A 12,525-nucleotide genomic window follows, 5' to 3' on the forward strand; every position below is an offset into this window, starting at 1 on the left:
CCAAGGGAAGAGTTCAGATGAGCACATTGGAGCGTAAGGGCCTCAGCGCCCGACGCGAGAGCCTGCTCGGCGACGAGCCCGGTGCTTTCGCGGTCGCACGCTTCGTCCGCGTCACGCCGCAGAAGGCACGCCGGGTCGTCGACCTGGTCCGCGGCCTCGACGTGGACGAGGCGCTGGCGCTGCTGCAGTTCGCGCCGCAGGCCGCAGCGACCAACGTCTACAAGCTGGTGGCGAGCGCCGTCGCCAACGCCGAGACCACTGAAGGTCTCGACCGTTCGACGCTGATCATCTCGGCCGCACGTGTCGACGAGGGCCCGACGATGAAGCGCTGGCGTCCGCGTGCGCGTGGTGCGGCCAACCGCATCCTCAAGCGCACCAGCCACATCACCGTCGTCGTGCAGCCGCGTGACGCGGTGGCGCAGACTCGTACACGTAAGGCCAACAAGAAGGGTGGGAACCGCTAGTGGGACAGAAGATCAACCCGCACGGCTTCCGTCTCGGGATCTCCACCGATCACAAGAGCCGCTGGTACGCCGACAAGCTCTACAAGAGCTATGTCGGTGAGGACATCAAGATCCGTCGCCTGCTCACCAAGGGCATGGATCGCGCCGGCATCAGCCGCGTCGAGATCGAGCGCACCCGCGACCGCGTCCGTGTGGACATCCACACCGCGCGTCCGGGCATCGTCATCGGTCGCCGTGGCGCCGAGGCCGACCGCATCCGTGGCGATCTCGAGAAGCTGACGGGCAAGCAGATCCAGCTCAACATCCTCGAGGTCAAGAACCCCGAGCTCGATGCGCAGCTGGTGGCCCAGGGCGTCGCCGAGCAGCTCGCCGGCCGCGTTCAGTTCCGCCGCGCGATGCGCAAGGCACTGCAGACGACGATGCGCGCGGGCGCCAAGGGTGTTCGCATCCAGTGCTCCGGCCGTCTCGGCGGTGCGGAGATGTCGCGCTCGGAGTTCTACCGCGAGGGTCGTGTGCCGCTGCACACGCTGCGCGCCGACGTCGACTACGGCTTCTACGAGGCCAGGACAACCTTCGGCCGCATCGGTGTGAAGGTCTGGATCTACAAGGGCGAGGTCGCCGGCACCCGTGCCGAGCGCGAGGCTCAGGCCGCCGCCCGCGCCGCCGCCCCCGGTGGGCGTCAGCGTCCGAGCCGTGGCGGCGCTCGCCGTCCGGCGCGTGACGGGCAGCGCGGAGAGCGTCCCGCACGTCAGCAGGAGCAGGCCGCTGAGCCGGCTCCCGCCAGCAGTGAGGCTGCTGCCGCCCCGGCGGACGCAGCGAACGGAACGGAGAGCTGAACCATGCTGATCCCGCGTAGGGTCAAGCACCGCAAGCAGCACCACCCCAAGCGTCGTGGTGCCGCCAAGGGCGGTACGTCGCTGGCGTTCGGTGACTTCGGCATCCAGGCGGTCGAGGGTCACTATGTGACCAACCGCCAGATCGAGTCCGCGCGTATCGCGATGACCCGTCACATCAAGCGTGGCGGCAAGGTGTGGATCAACATCTACCCCGACCGTCCGCTGACCAAGAAGCCTGCCGAGACCCGCATGGGTTCCGGCAAGGGTTCGCCGGAGTGGTGGATCGCCAACGTGAAGCCCGGCCGAGTGATGTTCGAGCTCTCGGGCGTCTCGGAGCCGGTGGCGCGTGAGGCGCTGCGGCGTGCGATCCACAAGCTCCCGATGAAGTGCAAGATCGTGACCCGCGAGGCAGGTGAACTCTGATGGCGAACGTCACCACCGCCGCCGACCTCCGCTCGCTGAGCGCGGAGGACTTGGCCGACAAGCTGCGTGAGGCCAAGGAAGAGCTGTTCAACCTTCGCTTCCAGGCCGCGACCGGCCAGCTCGAGAACAACGCGCGGCTGCGTACGGTGCGCAAGGATATCGCGCGCATCTACACCGTCGTCCGTGAGCGCGAGCTCGGCATCATCGAAAGTGAAGAGGCATGAGCACCAACAACACCACCGGCGAGCGTAACCGCCGCAAGGTGCGCGAGGGCCTCGTCGTCAGCGACAAGATGGACAAGACCGTCGTCGTGAGCGTCGAGGACCGCGTCAAGCACGCTCTGTACGGCAAGGTTTTGCGCCGTACGAGCAAGCTCAAGGCGCACGACGAGGCCAACGAGGCCGGCATCGGAGATCGCGTGCTGATTGCGGAGACCCGTCCGCTGTCCTCGACCAAGCGCTGGCGCCTCGTCGAGATCCTCGAGAAGGCCAAGTAACCACTCGTTCCGTCAGGCTCACGGAGACCCCGTGAGAACCGGCGAGACAACAGGAGAGAACCGATGATCCAGCAGGAGTCGCGACTCAAGGTCGCCGACAACACCGGTGCAAAGGAGATCCTCTGCATCCGCGTGCTCGGCGGTTCCGGTCGTCGATACGCAGGGATCGGCGACACCATCGTCGCCACCGTCAAGGACGCGATCCCGGGCGGGAACGTCAAGAAGGGCGACGTCGTCAAGGCCGTCGTCGTCCGCACCGCGAAGGAGCGCCGTCGTCCGGACGGCTCCTACATCCGGTTCGACGAGAACGCCGCAGTCATCTTGAAGAATGATGGTGAGCCCCGTGGCACGCGCATCTTCGGCCCCGTGGGCCGTGAGCTGCGCGACAAGCGGTTCATGCGCATCATCTCGCTCGCCCCGGAGGTGCTGTGATGACTGTTAAGAAGAGCCTGAACATCAAGAAGGGTGACCACGTCCGCGTGCTGTCCGGCAAGGACCGCGGCGTCGAGGGCAAGGTCATCGCGGTGAACCCCGAGACCGAGCGCGTCATCGTCGAGGGCGTGAACCGGATCAAGCGCCATCAGAAGGCGCTGCAGCCGGGCACGACCAGCTCGATCATCACCAAGGAGGCTCCGATCCACGTCTCGAACGTGGCGCTCCTGGTGGAGGTCGACGGCGAGAAGGTCCCCACCCGCGTCGGCTTCCGTCGTGACGACGTCACCAAGAAGCGTGCCGACGGCTCGACCTACACGGCGCAGCGCAGCGTGCGCGTCGCCAAGCGCACCGGAGAGGAGATCTGATGACCGCCGAGACCGCAGAGAAGGTCATGCCGCGCGTCAAGACGCGTTACCGCGAGGAGATCCTCCCGGCGCTGCGTGAGGAGTTCTCGTTCGAGAACGTCATGCAGGTCCCGGGCATGACCAAGATCGTCGTCAACATGGGCGTCGGCGAGGCAGCTCGCGACTCGAAGCTCATCGAGGGCGCGATCCGCGATCTGGCCGCGATCACCGGTCAGAAGCCTCAGGTCACCCGGGCGCGCAAGTCGATCGCGCAGTTCAAGCTGCGCGAGGGCATGCCGATCGGTGCGCACGTGACGCTGCGCGGCGACCGTATGTGGGAGTTTCTCGACCGTCTGCTGACGATCGCCCTCCCGCGTATCCGCGACTTCCGCGGGCTCTCGCCGAAGCAGTTCGACGGGCGCGGCAACTACACGTTCGGTCTCACGGAGCAGGTCATGTTCCACGAGATCGATCAGGACAAGATCGACCGTACGCGTGGCATGGACATCACCATCGTCACCACGGCGACCAACGACGAGGAGGGGCGCGCGCTCCTCACCAAGCTCGGCTTCCCCTTCAAGGAGAACTGACAATGGCGAAGACCTCGCTCAAGGTGAAGGCTGCGCGCAAGCCGAAGTACGCCGTGCGCGCCTACACCCGCTGCCAGCGCTGTGGCCGTCCGAAGTCCGTCTACCGCAAGTTCGGCCTGTGCCGGATCTGCCTGCGGACCATGGCTCACCGCGGTGAGCTCCCGGGCGTCACGAAGAGCTCCTGGTAATCCCGACTCGACCCTGAACGCCGCAGGTCCGGACCGTAGGTACGGAAACCGTGGCAGGAAAGTGGAAACACACTCATGACGATGACTGATCCGATCGCGGACATGCTGACGCGTGTCCGCAACGGCAACCAGGCGTTCCACGACGAGGTGAGCATGCCCTACAGCAAGCTCAAGGCCGGCGTCGCGGACATCCTGAAGCAAGAGGGCTACATCACGGGCTACACCGTGGCAGAGCCGGCCGAGGGCGAGGTGGGCAAGACGCTCACCGTCACCCTCAAGTACGGCCAGCACCGCGAGCGTGCGATCGCCGGCATCCGCCGCATCAGCAAGCCGGGCCTGCGCGTGTACGCGAAGTCGAACAACCTGCCGAAGGTGCTCGGAGGCCTGGGCGTGGCGATTATCTCCACGAGCCAGGGCCTCCTCACCGACAAGCAGGCCAAGTACAAGCGCGTGGGCGGCGAAGTCCTCGCGTACGTCTGGTGACGGGAGGAGAAAACACATGTCACGTATTGGCAAGCAGCCGGTGACGGTTCCTTCCGGTGTCGACATCGCGATCGACGGCCAGGTCGTCACGGTCAAGGGTCCCAAGGGCTCGTTGTCGCACACCGTGGCCGCACCGATCACCGCTAACAAGGGTGAGGACGGCGCGATCTCGGTCGAGCGTCCGAACGACGAGCGTCAGAACCGCTCGCTCCACGGCCTGACGCGCACGCTGATCAACAACATGGTGATCGGTGTGACGCAGGGCTACGAGAAGAAGCTCGAGCTGGTGGGCGTCGGCTACCGCGTCCTGGCGAAGGGCCCGGCCGCGATCGAGCTCAGCCTCGGCTTCAGCCACCCGGTGCCGTTCGAGGCTCCGGAGGGCGTGACCTTCACGGTCGAGTCGCCGACAAAGCTCACCGTGGCGGGCATCGACAAGCAGCAGGTCGGCGAGGTTGCGGCCAACATCCGCAAGCTGCGCAAGCCCGAGCCGTACAAGGGCAAGGGCGTGCGTTACGCCGGCGAGCAGGTTCGCCGCAAGGCCGGGAAGGCTGGTAAGTAATGGCTATCGCTCTCAAGCACCGCAAGCACGAGGCCGCGCGTATCGCGGGGCGTCGTCGCCGCCAGGTCCGTGGCCGCAAGCGGGTCTCCGGGACGCAGGAACGTCCCCGCCTGGTGATCACGCGGTCGAGCCGTCACATCGTCGCTCAGGTCGTCAACGACCTCGAGGGTCGTACGCTTGCATCGGCATCGTCGATGGAGGTCGATCTGCGCACGCTCGACGGTGACAAGACCGCCAAGGCCCGTCGCGTCGGTGAGCTGATCGCCGATCGCGCGAAGGTCGCCGGGGTCGAGTCCGTCGTGTTCGACCGCGCAGGGAACAAGTACCAGGGGCGCGTTGCCGCCCTGGCCGAGGGCGCCCGCGAGGGCGGCCTGGCCTTCTAGGCCAGACGAGAGAAGAGGACAGTCGAATGAGCGGAGCCCAGCGCCGCAGTGGCGGCGGGGACCGTCGGGGTCGCGGTCGCGACTCGGCGGACAAGACCGCATACATCGAGAAGGTCGTCGGCATCAACCGCGTGGCCAAGGTCGTCAAGGGCGGACGTCGGTTCAGCTTCACGGCCCTGGTCGTCGTCGGTGACGGCGACGGCATGGTCGGCGTCGGTTACGGCAAGGCCAAGGAGGTGCCGACCGCCATCCAAAAGGGTGTCGAGGAGGCGAAGAAGTCCTTCTTCCGCGTGCCGCGCATCCAGGGCACCATCCCGCACCCGGTGCAGGGTGAGAAGGCCGCCGGCGTGGTCATGCTGCGCCCGGCCGCACCTGGTACCGGTGTGATCGCGGGTGGCCCGGTTCGCGCCGTGCTCGAGGCCGCCGGCATCCACGACGTGCTGAGCAAGTCGCTCGGCTCGTCCAACGCGATCAACATCGTGCACGCAACCATCCAGGCGCTGCGGGAGCTCGAGTCGCCCCAGGACGTGGCAGACCGCCGCGGCCTGCCGGTCGAGCACGTCACGCCGGCTGCGCTGCTCAAGTCCAGCAAGGAGCCTACGCAGGCTCCGGCTCAGGCGGGTGCGTGATGGCCAAGCTGCAGGTGACCCAGGTGCGCTCGGCCATCGGGCGCAAGCAGAACCAGCGAGAGACCCTGCGCACGCTCGGTCTCAAGCGCATCGGCGACGTCGTCGTCAAGGAGGACCGTCCCGAGATCCGCGGGATGATCGCGACGGTTCCTCATCTCGTCGACGTCAAGACTGTGGACTGAGGGGAGGAACTGACATGACGCTCAAGCTGCATCACCTCCGCCCCGCACCGGGTGCGAAGACCGCCAAGACCCGTGTGGGTCGTGGTGAGGGAAGCAAGGGCAAGACCGCGGGCCGCGGCACCAAGGGCACGAGTGCCCGCTACCAGGTGCCGGTCGGCTTCGAGGGCGGCCAGGTCCCGATCCACATGCGCCTCCCGAAGCTCGGCGGCTTCAAGAGCCCGTTCAAGGTGGAGTACCAGGTCGTGAACCTGACCCGCCTCGGCGAGCTCTTCCCTGAAGGTGGCACCGTCGACGTGGCCGCACTGGTCGCGAAGGGTGCGGTCCGCAAGGGCCAGCCCGTCAAGGTGCTGGGGAACGGCGAGATCTCGGTCGCGGTCCAGGTGACCGCGAACAAGTTCTCGGCCTCTGCCAAGAGCAAAATCGAAGCGGCCGGCGGCTCGACCACCGAGCTCTGACCTCTCTTCGACATGAGACATGGCGGTCTCTGACAGCTGCTTCCCAGGTGGCTGTTAGAGTCGCCATGTTTCGCTTCACCCCATACCGCACACACGCACGGGACACCGTCGCCGCTGTCCATAGGAGGACCCGGTGCTCAGCGCCTTCGCCAACGCGTTCAAGACGCCTGATCTACGTAAGAAGATCTTGTTCGTCTTGTTCATCCTCGTGCTGTTCCGGATGGGCTCCATGCTTCCGGCCCCCGGCGTCAACGTGGAGAACGTCCAGTTCTGCCTCAACGCCGCGACATCCGGTGAGAACGCGAACAGTCTGTTCAACCTTCTCAACGTCTTCTCCGGCGGTGCACTGCTCCAGCTGACGATCTTCGCGCTCGGCATCATGCCGTACATCACCGCGAGCATCATCCTCCAGCTGCTCACCGTCGTGATCCCACGCCTGGAGGCCCTCAAGAAGGAGGGCCAGGCGGGTCAGACGAAGATCACGCAGTACACCCGCTACCTGACGCTCGGCCTCGCCGTCCTCCAGGGCGCCGGCATCGTGGCGATGGCACGCTCGGGTGCCCTCTTCGGCAACCAGTGCCAGCGTGACCTCCTGCACGACACCGACTCCGTCGCCCTCTTCCTGCTCATCGTCCTGACGATGGTGGCCGGCACCGCGATGATCATGTGGTTCGGCGAGCTCATCACCGACCGCGGCGTCGGCAACGGCATGTCGCTGCTGATCTTCACGCAGATCGTTGCCACGTTCCCCGGCACCATGTGGCTCATCAAGGAGCAGAAGGGCTGGGGCGTCTTCGCCATCGTCGTCGGCGTCGGCCTCGCGGTCGTCGCGGCCGTCATCTTCATCGAGCAGGCGCAGCGCCGTATCCCGGTGCAGTACGCCCGCCGCATGGTGGGCCGCAAGATGTTCGGCGGCTCCTCGACCTACATCCCGTTGAAGGTCAACCAGGCCGGCGTCATCCCGGTCATCTTCGCCTCCAGCCTCCTCTACCTGCCTGCGCTCGCCGCGCAGTTCAACCAGGGCAAGGGCTGGGCCAACTGGATCAACGAGAACTTCGTCCAGGGCGACCACCCTGTCTACATGCTCACCTTCTTCCTGCTGATCGTCTTCTTCACGTACTTCTACGTGTCGATCACGTTCAACCCGAAGGAGGTCGCCGACAACATGAAGAAGTACGGCGGCTTCATCCCCGGCATCCGCGCGGGGCGTCCGACGGAGCAGTACCTCGGGTACGTGCTCTCGCGCATCACCTTCCCCGGTTCGCTGTACCTCGGTCTGGTGGCGCTCATCCCGCTGCTGGCCTTCATGCTGGTCGACGCCAATCAGAACTTCCCGTTCGGCGGTACGACGCTCCTCATCATCGTGGGCGTCGGCCTCGACACGGTGAAGCAGATTGAGAGCCAGCTGCAGCAGCGCAACTACGAAGGGTTCCTCAAGTGACGCGACTCCTGTTCATGGGTCCCCCGGGTGCTGGCAAGGGCACCCAGGCGACTCTGCTCGCCGAGAAGCTCGGCATCCCGCACATCTCCACCGGAGACATCTTCCGTGCCAACGTCTCGCAGGGGACCGAGCTCGGTGTGCTGGCGAAGAGCTACATGGACAAGGGTGAGTACGTCCCGGACGAGATCACCAACGCGATGGTTCGCGACCGTCTGAGCCAGGAGGACGCCCGTCGAGGGTTCCTGCTCGACGGCTATCCGCGCACGGTCGACCAGGTGGACACCTTCGACGGGATCCTCGACGACCTCGGCGAGCAGCTCGATGCCGTCGTGGAGCTGGTGGTGGACCGTGAGGAGCTCATCGCGCGGCTGCTGAAGCGTGCCGAGACCTCAGGGCGTACCGACGACACCGAAGAGGTCATCCGTCACCGCCAGGAGGTCTACGAGCGGACCACGCCCCTGCTCGCGGTCTACGCCGACCGCGGGCTGCTCGTGAAGGTCGATGGGATCGGCGAGGTCGACGACATCCAGGGTCGGATCCTCGACGCCCTGCCTCAGGCGTGCTGACGCGCCGATGGGCGTGTTGTTCGATGGGGTGCGTACGTTGATGGGGCGCGTCCTCTGATGGGGATCTTCGGCAGCGGGCTCGAGATCAAGAAGCCCGATCAGGTTGCCGTGATGCGGCGGGCCGGTGTGATCGTCGGCGAGACGCTCGAGCTCCTCAGAGAGTCGGTGCGCGCCGGCATGACGACCGCCGACCTCGACGCCATCGCAGAGGAGCACATCCGCAGCCGCGGCGCCGTGCCCAACTTCAAGGGCTACCACGGATTCCCTGCGACCATCTGCACCTCCGTCAACGACGAGGTCGTGCACGGCATCCCGGGCGAGCGGGTGATCGCGGAGGGTGACCTCGTGTCGATCGACTGCGGCTGCGTGCTTGACGGGTGGCACTCCGACGCGGCGATCACGGTCGCGGTGGGGGAGATCAGCGAGAGTCGCCGCGAGCTGGTCCGCGTGTGCGAGGAATCGCTGTGGCGCGGCATCGCGGCCGCACACCTCGGCGGCAGGGTCAGCGACATCGGTCACGGCGTCGAGTCGTACGTGCGGTCGCACCCGGGCGGCGAGTCCTACGGGATCGTCGAGGACTACGTCGGCCACGGGATCGGCTCCGCCATGCACATGCCACCCAACGTCCCCAACTTCGGCGCACCGGGTCACGGTCCCAAGCTCGTGAAGGGCCTTGTCCTCGCGGTCGAGCCGATGATCACCGAGGGCACGATCGAGACGACGACGCTCGAGGACGACTGGACGGTCGTCACCGACGACGGGGGCTGGTCGGCGCACTTCGAGCACACCTTCACGCTCACCGACACCGGCGCGTGGGTGCTCACCGCGCTCGACGGGGGCCGTGCGCGGCTCGCCGAGCTTGGTGTTCCGTATGGCGGGCCCGCCGAGGACTGAGACGCCCGACCGCCGGATTTGTCCCTTGGTTGCCGCGCACCGTACTATGGACAGTCGGCCGGAGTGTGCATGTCTGCATGCCTTCGGCCGGTCCGAGAGACGTACGACAGATTGCGGAGGACATGGCCAAGAAGGAAGGCGTCATCGAGCTCGAGGGCTCGGTTATCGAAGCCCTGCCGAACGCGATGTTCCGAGTGGAGCTGACCAACGGCCACAAGGTTCTTGCGCACATCAGCGGCAAGATGCGCCAGCATTACATCCGGATCCTCCCTGAGGACCGTGTGGTGGTGGAGCTGTCCCCGTACGACCTCACCCGAGGTCGGATCGTCTACCGGTACAAGTGACCCTGACCGTACGAGATAAGAGAGCTCGATGAAGGTTCAACCGAGCGTCAAGCCGATCTGCGAGAAGTGCAAGGTCATCCGTCGCCATGGCCGAGTCATGGTGATCTGTGAGAACCCGCGCCACAAGCAGCGGCAGGGCTGACCAGCCCGCACCCAGCAACGTGATCGCTCACCGCGTCGAGACTGACGAGGTGCTTCCCCTGGAACGAAGGCCAGGGCCCGGCTGAGGCAGCCGGGATGCGTCACGCCACACACCTTCGCAGTGGAAGGACATCGCCTGATGGCACGCCTCATCGGTGTCGACCTGCCGCGCGACAAGCGCGTGGTCATTGGTCTCACCTACATCTACGGCATCGGCCGTACCCGCAGCGAGCAGCTGCTCGAGCAGACCGGCATCAGCCCCGACCTGCGCGTGCACGAGCTGAGCGAGGACCAGCTGGTCGCGCTCCGTGACGCGATCGACGGCCAGTTCCAGGTCGAGGGCGACCTTCGTCGTGAAGTGGCCGCCGACATCCGTCGCAAGATCGAGATCGGCAGCTACCAGGGCCGCCGCCACCGCGCCGGGCTCCCCGTGCGCGGTCAGCGGACCAAGACGAACGCGCGCACCCGCAAGGGCCCGAAGCGCACCGTTGCCGGCAGCAAGAAGAAGGGTAAGTAATGCCTCCGAAGGGCACAGGCGCCAAGAAGGTGCGCCGCAAGGAGAAGAAGAACGTCGCCGCGGGCCAGGCCCACATCAAGAGCACGTTCAACAACACGATCGTCACGATCACCGACCCGTCCGGTGCGGTGATCTCGTGGGCCTCTGCCGGCACTGTCGGCTTCAAGGGTTCGCGCAAGTCCACTCCGTACGCCGCGCAGATGGCCGCTGAGGCCGCCGGGCGCCGGGCGATGGAGCACGGGATGAAGAAGATCGACGTCTTCGTGAAGGGCCCGGGCTCGGGTCGCGAGACGGCGATCCGTTCCCTGGGTGCGGTCGGCCTCGAGGTCGGCACCATCCAGGACGTCACCCCCAGCCCCCACAACGGCGTGCGGCCTCCCAAGCGCCGCCGCGTCTGATAGCCCGGATCGGAGAGGAGAACACAGATGGCCCGTTATACCGGACCCCTGACCAAGAAGTCTCGCCGCCTGGGCGTCGACCTCGTCGGCGGTGACGCCGCGTTCGAGCGTCGCCCCTACCCGCCCGGCCAGCACGGCCGCGGCCGGGTGAAGGAGAGCGAGTACCGCACGCAGCTGCAGGAGAAGCAGAAGGCGCGCTACACCTACGGCGTCCTCGAGCGGCAGTTCCGCAAGTACTACGAGGAGGCGCACCGTCGTCCCGGCAAGACCGGTGACAACCTGCTCCAGATCCTCGAGTGCCGTCTCGACAACGTGATCTACCGTGCCGGCTTCGCCCGCACGCGTCGTCACGCTCGCCAGCTCGTGGTCCACGGCCACTTCCTGGTCAACGGCCACAAGGTCGACATCCCGTCGTACCAGGTCAGCCAGTACGACATCATCGACGTGCGGCCGAAGTCGCTCGAGACGACGCCGTTCATCGTGGCCCGTGAGACGTTCAACGCCGACTCCGTCCCCGCATGGCTCACCGCCGTGCCGGAGAAGGGGCGCGTCCTCGTCCACCAGCCGCCGGTGCGCGAGCAGATCGTCGTCCCGATCACCGAGCAGCTGATCGTGGAGTACTACTCCAAGATCTGATGCCTCGCCGGCCTGCCCGAGCCCGTGCTCGGGCAGGCCACCACCAGCCTCATTCACCGTGTCCGTCATATAGCGGGCGACGCGGAAAGGAACCCAGAACATGCTCATTGCACAGCGGCCGACACTGTCCGAGGACGTCGTCGACGAGTTCCGCTCGCGGTTCGTCATCGAGCCTCTCGAGCCGGGCTTCGGCTACACCCTCGGCAACTCCCTGCGCCGTACGCTCCTGTCGTCGATCCCGGGTGCTTCTGTCACCTCGATCAAGATCGACGGCGTGCTCCACGAGTTCTCGACGATCCCCGGCGTGACCGAGGACGTCACCGAGATCATCCTGAACCTCAAGAACCTCGTGGTCAGCTCGGAGCACGACGAGCCCGTCGTCATGTACCTGCGCAAGCAGGGCCCCGGCGACGTCACCGCAGCCGACATCGCGCCCCCGGCCGGTGTCGAGGTGCACAACCCTGACCTCAAGATCGCGACCCTGAACGACAAGGGCAAGATCGAGGTCGAGCTGGTGGTCGAGCGCGGACGCGGCTACGTGTCGGCGATCCAGAACAAGACCGGCGACGAGGAGATCGGGCGCATGCCGATCGACTCGATCTACAGCCCGGTCCTCAAGGTCACGTACAAGGTCGAGGCCACTCGTGTCGAGCAGCGCACCGACTTCGACAAGCTCATCATCGACGTCGAGACCAAGCGTTCGATCCTGCCGCGCGACGCCATGGCGTCGGCCGGCAAGACGCTGGTCGAGCTGTTCGGTCTCGCGCGTGAGCTGAACGTCGAGGCCGAGGGCATCGACATCGGCCCGTCGCCGGTCGACGAGGCGCTCGCCGCCGACCTCGCCCTGCCGGTGGAGGATCTCCACCTGACGGTCCGGTCGTACAACTGCCTCAAGCGTGAGGGCATCCACACGGTGGGTGAGCTCATCTCACGCAGCGAGCAGGACCTGCTGGATATCCGCAACTTCGGCTCGAAGTCGATCGACGAGGTGAAGGCCAAGCTCGCCGAGATGGGTCTGGGCCTGAAGGACAGCCCGGCCGGTTTCGACCCGAGCGCAGTCGTCGACAACTTCGGCGACGACGACGAGAGCTTCGCGGAGGACGAGCAGTACTGAGCCTGCG

The 12,525-nt window shown here is 66.2% G+C and carries 24 protein-coding genes; all 24 read left to right on the forward strand.

Annotation, left to right across the window (positions count from 1 at the left end):
- The first annotated feature begins 17 nt into the window (after nucleotides 1–17).
- Nucleotides 18–464: a 50S ribosomal protein L22 gene (rplV, locus tag ACFSDF_RS05435; protein WP_377156569.1), complete on the forward strand. Its 447-nt coding sequence runs from the start codon at nucleotides 18–20 to the stop codon at nucleotides 462–464.
- Nucleotides 464–1,300: a 30S ribosomal protein S3 gene (gene rpsC, locus ACFSDF_RS05440; protein WP_167005682.1), complete on the forward strand. Its 837-nt coding sequence runs from the start codon at nucleotides 464–466 to the stop codon at nucleotides 1,298–1,300. Before rplV ends, rpsC begins: the two co-directional genes overlap by 1 nt.
- A gap of 3 nt (nucleotides 1,301–1,303) precedes the next feature.
- A complete protein-coding gene (gene rplP, locus ACFSDF_RS05445; RefSeq protein ID WP_167005679.1) occupies nucleotides 1,304–1,723 on the forward strand; it encodes a 50S ribosomal protein L16 in 420 nt (139 codons plus the stop codon).
- Nucleotides 1,723–1,947, forward strand: a complete 225-nt coding sequence (rpmC, locus tag ACFSDF_RS05450) for a 50S ribosomal protein L29 (RefSeq protein WP_139087793.1) — start codon at nucleotides 1,723–1,725, stop codon at nucleotides 1,945–1,947. Before rplP ends, rpmC begins: the two co-directional genes overlap by 1 nt.
- Nucleotides 1,944–2,219: a 30S ribosomal protein S17 gene (gene rpsQ / locus ACFSDF_RS05455; RefSeq protein ID WP_167005675.1), complete on the forward strand. Its 276-nt coding sequence runs from the start codon at nucleotides 1,944–1,946 to the stop codon at nucleotides 2,217–2,219. The genes rpmC and rpsQ overlap by 4 nt, the downstream gene beginning before the upstream one ends.
- A gap of 63 nt (nucleotides 2,220–2,282) precedes the next feature.
- Nucleotides 2,283–2,651: a 50S ribosomal protein L14 gene (gene rplN / locus ACFSDF_RS05460; RefSeq protein ID WP_139087795.1), complete on the forward strand. Its 369-nt coding sequence runs from the start codon at nucleotides 2,283–2,285 to the stop codon at nucleotides 2,649–2,651.
- A complete protein-coding gene (gene rplX / locus ACFSDF_RS05465) occupies nucleotides 2,651–3,019 on the forward strand; it encodes a 50S ribosomal protein L24 (protein ID WP_208322436.1) in 369 nt (122 codons plus the stop codon). The genes rplN and rplX overlap by 1 nt, the downstream gene beginning before the upstream one ends.
- Nucleotides 3,019–3,588, forward strand: coding sequence for a 50S ribosomal protein L5 (gene rplE / locus ACFSDF_RS05470; protein ID WP_167005672.1), 570 nt, complete (start codon nucleotides 3,019–3,021; stop codon nucleotides 3,586–3,588). The genes rplX and rplE overlap by 1 nt, the downstream gene beginning before the upstream one ends.
- A 2-nt stretch (nucleotides 3,589–3,590) precedes the next feature.
- On the forward strand, nucleotides 3,591–3,776 hold the full coding sequence (locus ACFSDF_RS05475; RefSeq protein WP_139087798.1) for a type Z 30S ribosomal protein S14: 186 nt from the start codon (nucleotides 3,591–3,593) through the stop codon (nucleotides 3,774–3,776).
- Between the two features lie 75 nt (nucleotides 3,777–3,851).
- Nucleotides 3,852–4,259 carry a 30S ribosomal protein S8 gene (rpsH, locus tag ACFSDF_RS05480; protein WP_167005669.1) on the forward strand — a complete coding sequence of 136 codons (408 nt, stop codon included), beginning with the start codon at nucleotides 3,852–3,854 and terminating at the stop codon, nucleotides 4,257–4,259.
- Nucleotides 4,260–4,275: 16 nt separating this feature from the next.
- The gene (rplF, locus tag ACFSDF_RS05485; protein WP_167005666.1) at nucleotides 4,276–4,818 is read left to right on the forward strand and encodes a 50S ribosomal protein L6; all 543 of its coding nucleotides are present in this window, start codon (nucleotides 4,276–4,278) and stop codon (nucleotides 4,816–4,818) included.
- Complete coding sequence (gene rplR, locus ACFSDF_RS05490; protein ID WP_167005663.1) at nucleotides 4,818–5,201, forward strand: 50S ribosomal protein L18; 384 nt, start codon at nucleotides 4,818–4,820, stop codon at nucleotides 5,199–5,201. Before rplF ends, rplR begins: the two co-directional genes overlap by 1 nt.
- Nucleotides 5,202–5,227: 26 nt before the next feature.
- Nucleotides 5,228–5,830: a 30S ribosomal protein S5 gene (gene rpsE / locus ACFSDF_RS05495; RefSeq protein ID WP_167005660.1), complete on the forward strand. Its 603-nt coding sequence runs from the start codon at nucleotides 5,228–5,230 to the stop codon at nucleotides 5,828–5,830.
- Nucleotides 5,830–6,012: a 50S ribosomal protein L30 gene (gene rpmD / locus ACFSDF_RS05500; RefSeq protein WP_167005657.1), complete on the forward strand. Its 183-nt coding sequence runs from the start codon at nucleotides 5,830–5,832 to the stop codon at nucleotides 6,010–6,012. Before rpsE ends, rpmD begins: the two co-directional genes overlap by 1 nt.
- A gap of 14 nt (nucleotides 6,013–6,026) precedes the next feature.
- On the forward strand, nucleotides 6,027–6,467 hold the full coding sequence (rplO, locus tag ACFSDF_RS05505; protein ID WP_167251632.1) for a 50S ribosomal protein L15: 441 nt from the start codon (nucleotides 6,027–6,029) through the stop codon (nucleotides 6,465–6,467).
- Nucleotides 6,468–6,600: 133 nt separating this feature from the next.
- On the forward strand, nucleotides 6,601–7,908 hold the full coding sequence (secY, locus tag ACFSDF_RS05510; RefSeq protein WP_167005651.1) for a preprotein translocase subunit SecY: 1,308 nt from the start codon (nucleotides 6,601–6,603) through the stop codon (nucleotides 7,906–7,908).
- Complete coding sequence (locus ACFSDF_RS05515) at nucleotides 7,905–8,474, forward strand: adenylate kinase (protein ID WP_255490667.1); 570 nt, start codon at nucleotides 7,905–7,907, stop codon at nucleotides 8,472–8,474. The genes secY and ACFSDF_RS05515 overlap by 4 nt, the downstream gene beginning before the upstream one ends.
- A 57-nt stretch (nucleotides 8,475–8,531) precedes the next feature.
- Nucleotides 8,532–9,368 (forward strand): type I methionyl aminopeptidase, encoded by an 837-nt coding sequence (map, locus tag ACFSDF_RS05520; RefSeq protein ID WP_377156577.1) that lies wholly within the window; start codon nucleotides 8,532–8,534, stop codon nucleotides 9,366–9,368.
- Nucleotides 9,369–9,490: 122 nt separating this feature from the next.
- Entirely contained in the window at nucleotides 9,491–9,712 is a 222-nt protein-coding gene (gene infA, locus ACFSDF_RS05525; RefSeq protein WP_167005645.1) for a translation initiation factor IF-1, read from the forward strand.
- A gap of 28 nt (nucleotides 9,713–9,740) precedes the next feature.
- Complete coding sequence (rpmJ, locus tag ACFSDF_RS05530) at nucleotides 9,741–9,854, forward strand: 50S ribosomal protein L36 (RefSeq protein WP_167005642.1); 114 nt, start codon at nucleotides 9,741–9,743, stop codon at nucleotides 9,852–9,854.
- 138 nt (nucleotides 9,855–9,992) lie between these two features.
- A complete protein-coding gene (gene rpsM, locus ACFSDF_RS05535) occupies nucleotides 9,993–10,370 on the forward strand; it encodes a 30S ribosomal protein S13 (RefSeq protein ID WP_167005639.1) in 378 nt (125 codons plus the stop codon).
- Entirely contained in the window at nucleotides 10,370–10,768 is a 399-nt protein-coding gene (gene rpsK, locus ACFSDF_RS05540) for a 30S ribosomal protein S11 (RefSeq protein ID WP_167005636.1), read from the forward strand. The genes rpsM and rpsK overlap by 1 nt, the downstream gene beginning before the upstream one ends.
- A 27-nt stretch (nucleotides 10,769–10,795) precedes the next feature.
- A complete protein-coding gene (gene rpsD / locus ACFSDF_RS05545; RefSeq protein WP_167005633.1) occupies nucleotides 10,796–11,404 on the forward strand; it encodes a 30S ribosomal protein S4 in 609 nt (202 codons plus the stop codon).
- A 100-nt stretch (nucleotides 11,405–11,504) separates the two neighbouring features.
- Nucleotides 11,505–12,518, forward strand: a complete 1,014-nt coding sequence (locus tag ACFSDF_RS05550) for a DNA-directed RNA polymerase subunit alpha (RefSeq protein WP_167005630.1) — start codon at nucleotides 11,505–11,507, stop codon at nucleotides 12,516–12,518.
- Nucleotides 12,519–12,525 lie beyond the last annotated feature (7 nt).

The organism is Mumia zhuanghuii, assembly GCF_042681565.1.
Lineage (GTDB): Bacteria > Actinomycetota > Actinomycetes > Propionibacteriales > Nocardioidaceae > Mumia.

What these genes read in the sequence shown, in the direction of transcription:
- rplV (WP_377156569.1), top strand. Translation starts at nt 18, where the DNA reads ATGAGCACATTGGAGCGTAAGGGCCTCAGCGCCCGACGCGAGAGCCTG.
- rplP (WP_167005679.1), top strand. Translation starts at nt 1,304, where the DNA reads ATGCTGATCCCGCGTAGGGTCAAGCACCGCAAGCAGCACCACCCCAAG.
- rpmC (WP_139087793.1), top strand. Translation starts at nt 1,723, where the DNA reads ATGGCGAACGTCACCACCGCCGCCGACCTCCGCTCGCTGAGCGCGGAG.
- rpsQ (WP_167005675.1), top strand. Translation starts at nt 1,944, where the DNA reads ATGAGCACCAACAACACCACCGGCGAGCGTAACCGCCGCAAGGTGCGC.
- rplN (WP_139087795.1), top strand. Translation starts at nt 2,283, where the DNA reads ATGATCCAGCAGGAGTCGCGACTCAAGGTCGCCGACAACACCGGTGCA.
- rplX (WP_208322436.1), top strand. Translation starts at nt 2,651, where the DNA reads ATGACTGTTAAGAAGAGCCTGAACATCAAGAAGGGTGACCACGTCCGC.
- rplE (WP_167005672.1), top strand. Translation starts at nt 3,019, where the DNA reads ATGACCGCCGAGACCGCAGAGAAGGTCATGCCGCGCGTCAAGACGCGT.
- ACFSDF_RS05475 (WP_139087798.1), top strand. Translation starts at nt 3,591, where the DNA reads ATGGCGAAGACCTCGCTCAAGGTGAAGGCTGCGCGCAAGCCGAAGTAC.
- rpsH (WP_167005669.1), top strand. Translation starts at nt 3,852, where the DNA reads ATGACGATGACTGATCCGATCGCGGACATGCTGACGCGTGTCCGCAAC.
- rplF (WP_167005666.1), top strand. Translation starts at nt 4,276, where the DNA reads ATGTCACGTATTGGCAAGCAGCCGGTGACGGTTCCTTCCGGTGTCGAC.
- rplR (WP_167005663.1), top strand. Translation starts at nt 4,818, where the DNA reads ATGGCTATCGCTCTCAAGCACCGCAAGCACGAGGCCGCGCGTATCGCG.
- rpsE (WP_167005660.1), top strand. Translation starts at nt 5,228, where the DNA reads ATGAGCGGAGCCCAGCGCCGCAGTGGCGGCGGGGACCGTCGGGGTCGC.
- rpmD (WP_167005657.1), top strand. Translation starts at nt 5,830, where the DNA reads ATGGCCAAGCTGCAGGTGACCCAGGTGCGCTCGGCCATCGGGCGCAAG.
- rplO (WP_167251632.1), top strand. Translation starts at nt 6,027, where the DNA reads ATGACGCTCAAGCTGCATCACCTCCGCCCCGCACCGGGTGCGAAGACC.
- map (WP_377156577.1), top strand. Translation starts at nt 8,532, where the DNA reads ATGGGGATCTTCGGCAGCGGGCTCGAGATCAAGAAGCCCGATCAGGTT.
- infA (WP_167005645.1), top strand. Translation starts at nt 9,491, where the DNA reads ATGGCCAAGAAGGAAGGCGTCATCGAGCTCGAGGGCTCGGTTATCGAA.
- rpmJ (WP_167005642.1), top strand. Translation starts at nt 9,741, where the DNA reads ATGAAGGTTCAACCGAGCGTCAAGCCGATCTGCGAGAAGTGCAAGGTC.
- rpsM (WP_167005639.1), top strand. Translation starts at nt 9,993, where the DNA reads ATGGCACGCCTCATCGGTGTCGACCTGCCGCGCGACAAGCGCGTGGTC.
- rpsK (WP_167005636.1), top strand. Translation starts at nt 10,370, where the DNA reads ATGCCTCCGAAGGGCACAGGCGCCAAGAAGGTGCGCCGCAAGGAGAAG.
- rpsD (WP_167005633.1), top strand. Translation starts at nt 10,796, where the DNA reads ATGGCCCGTTATACCGGACCCCTGACCAAGAAGTCTCGCCGCCTGGGC.
- ACFSDF_RS05550 (WP_167005630.1), top strand. Translation starts at nt 11,505, where the DNA reads ATGCTCATTGCACAGCGGCCGACACTGTCCGAGGACGTCGTCGACGAG.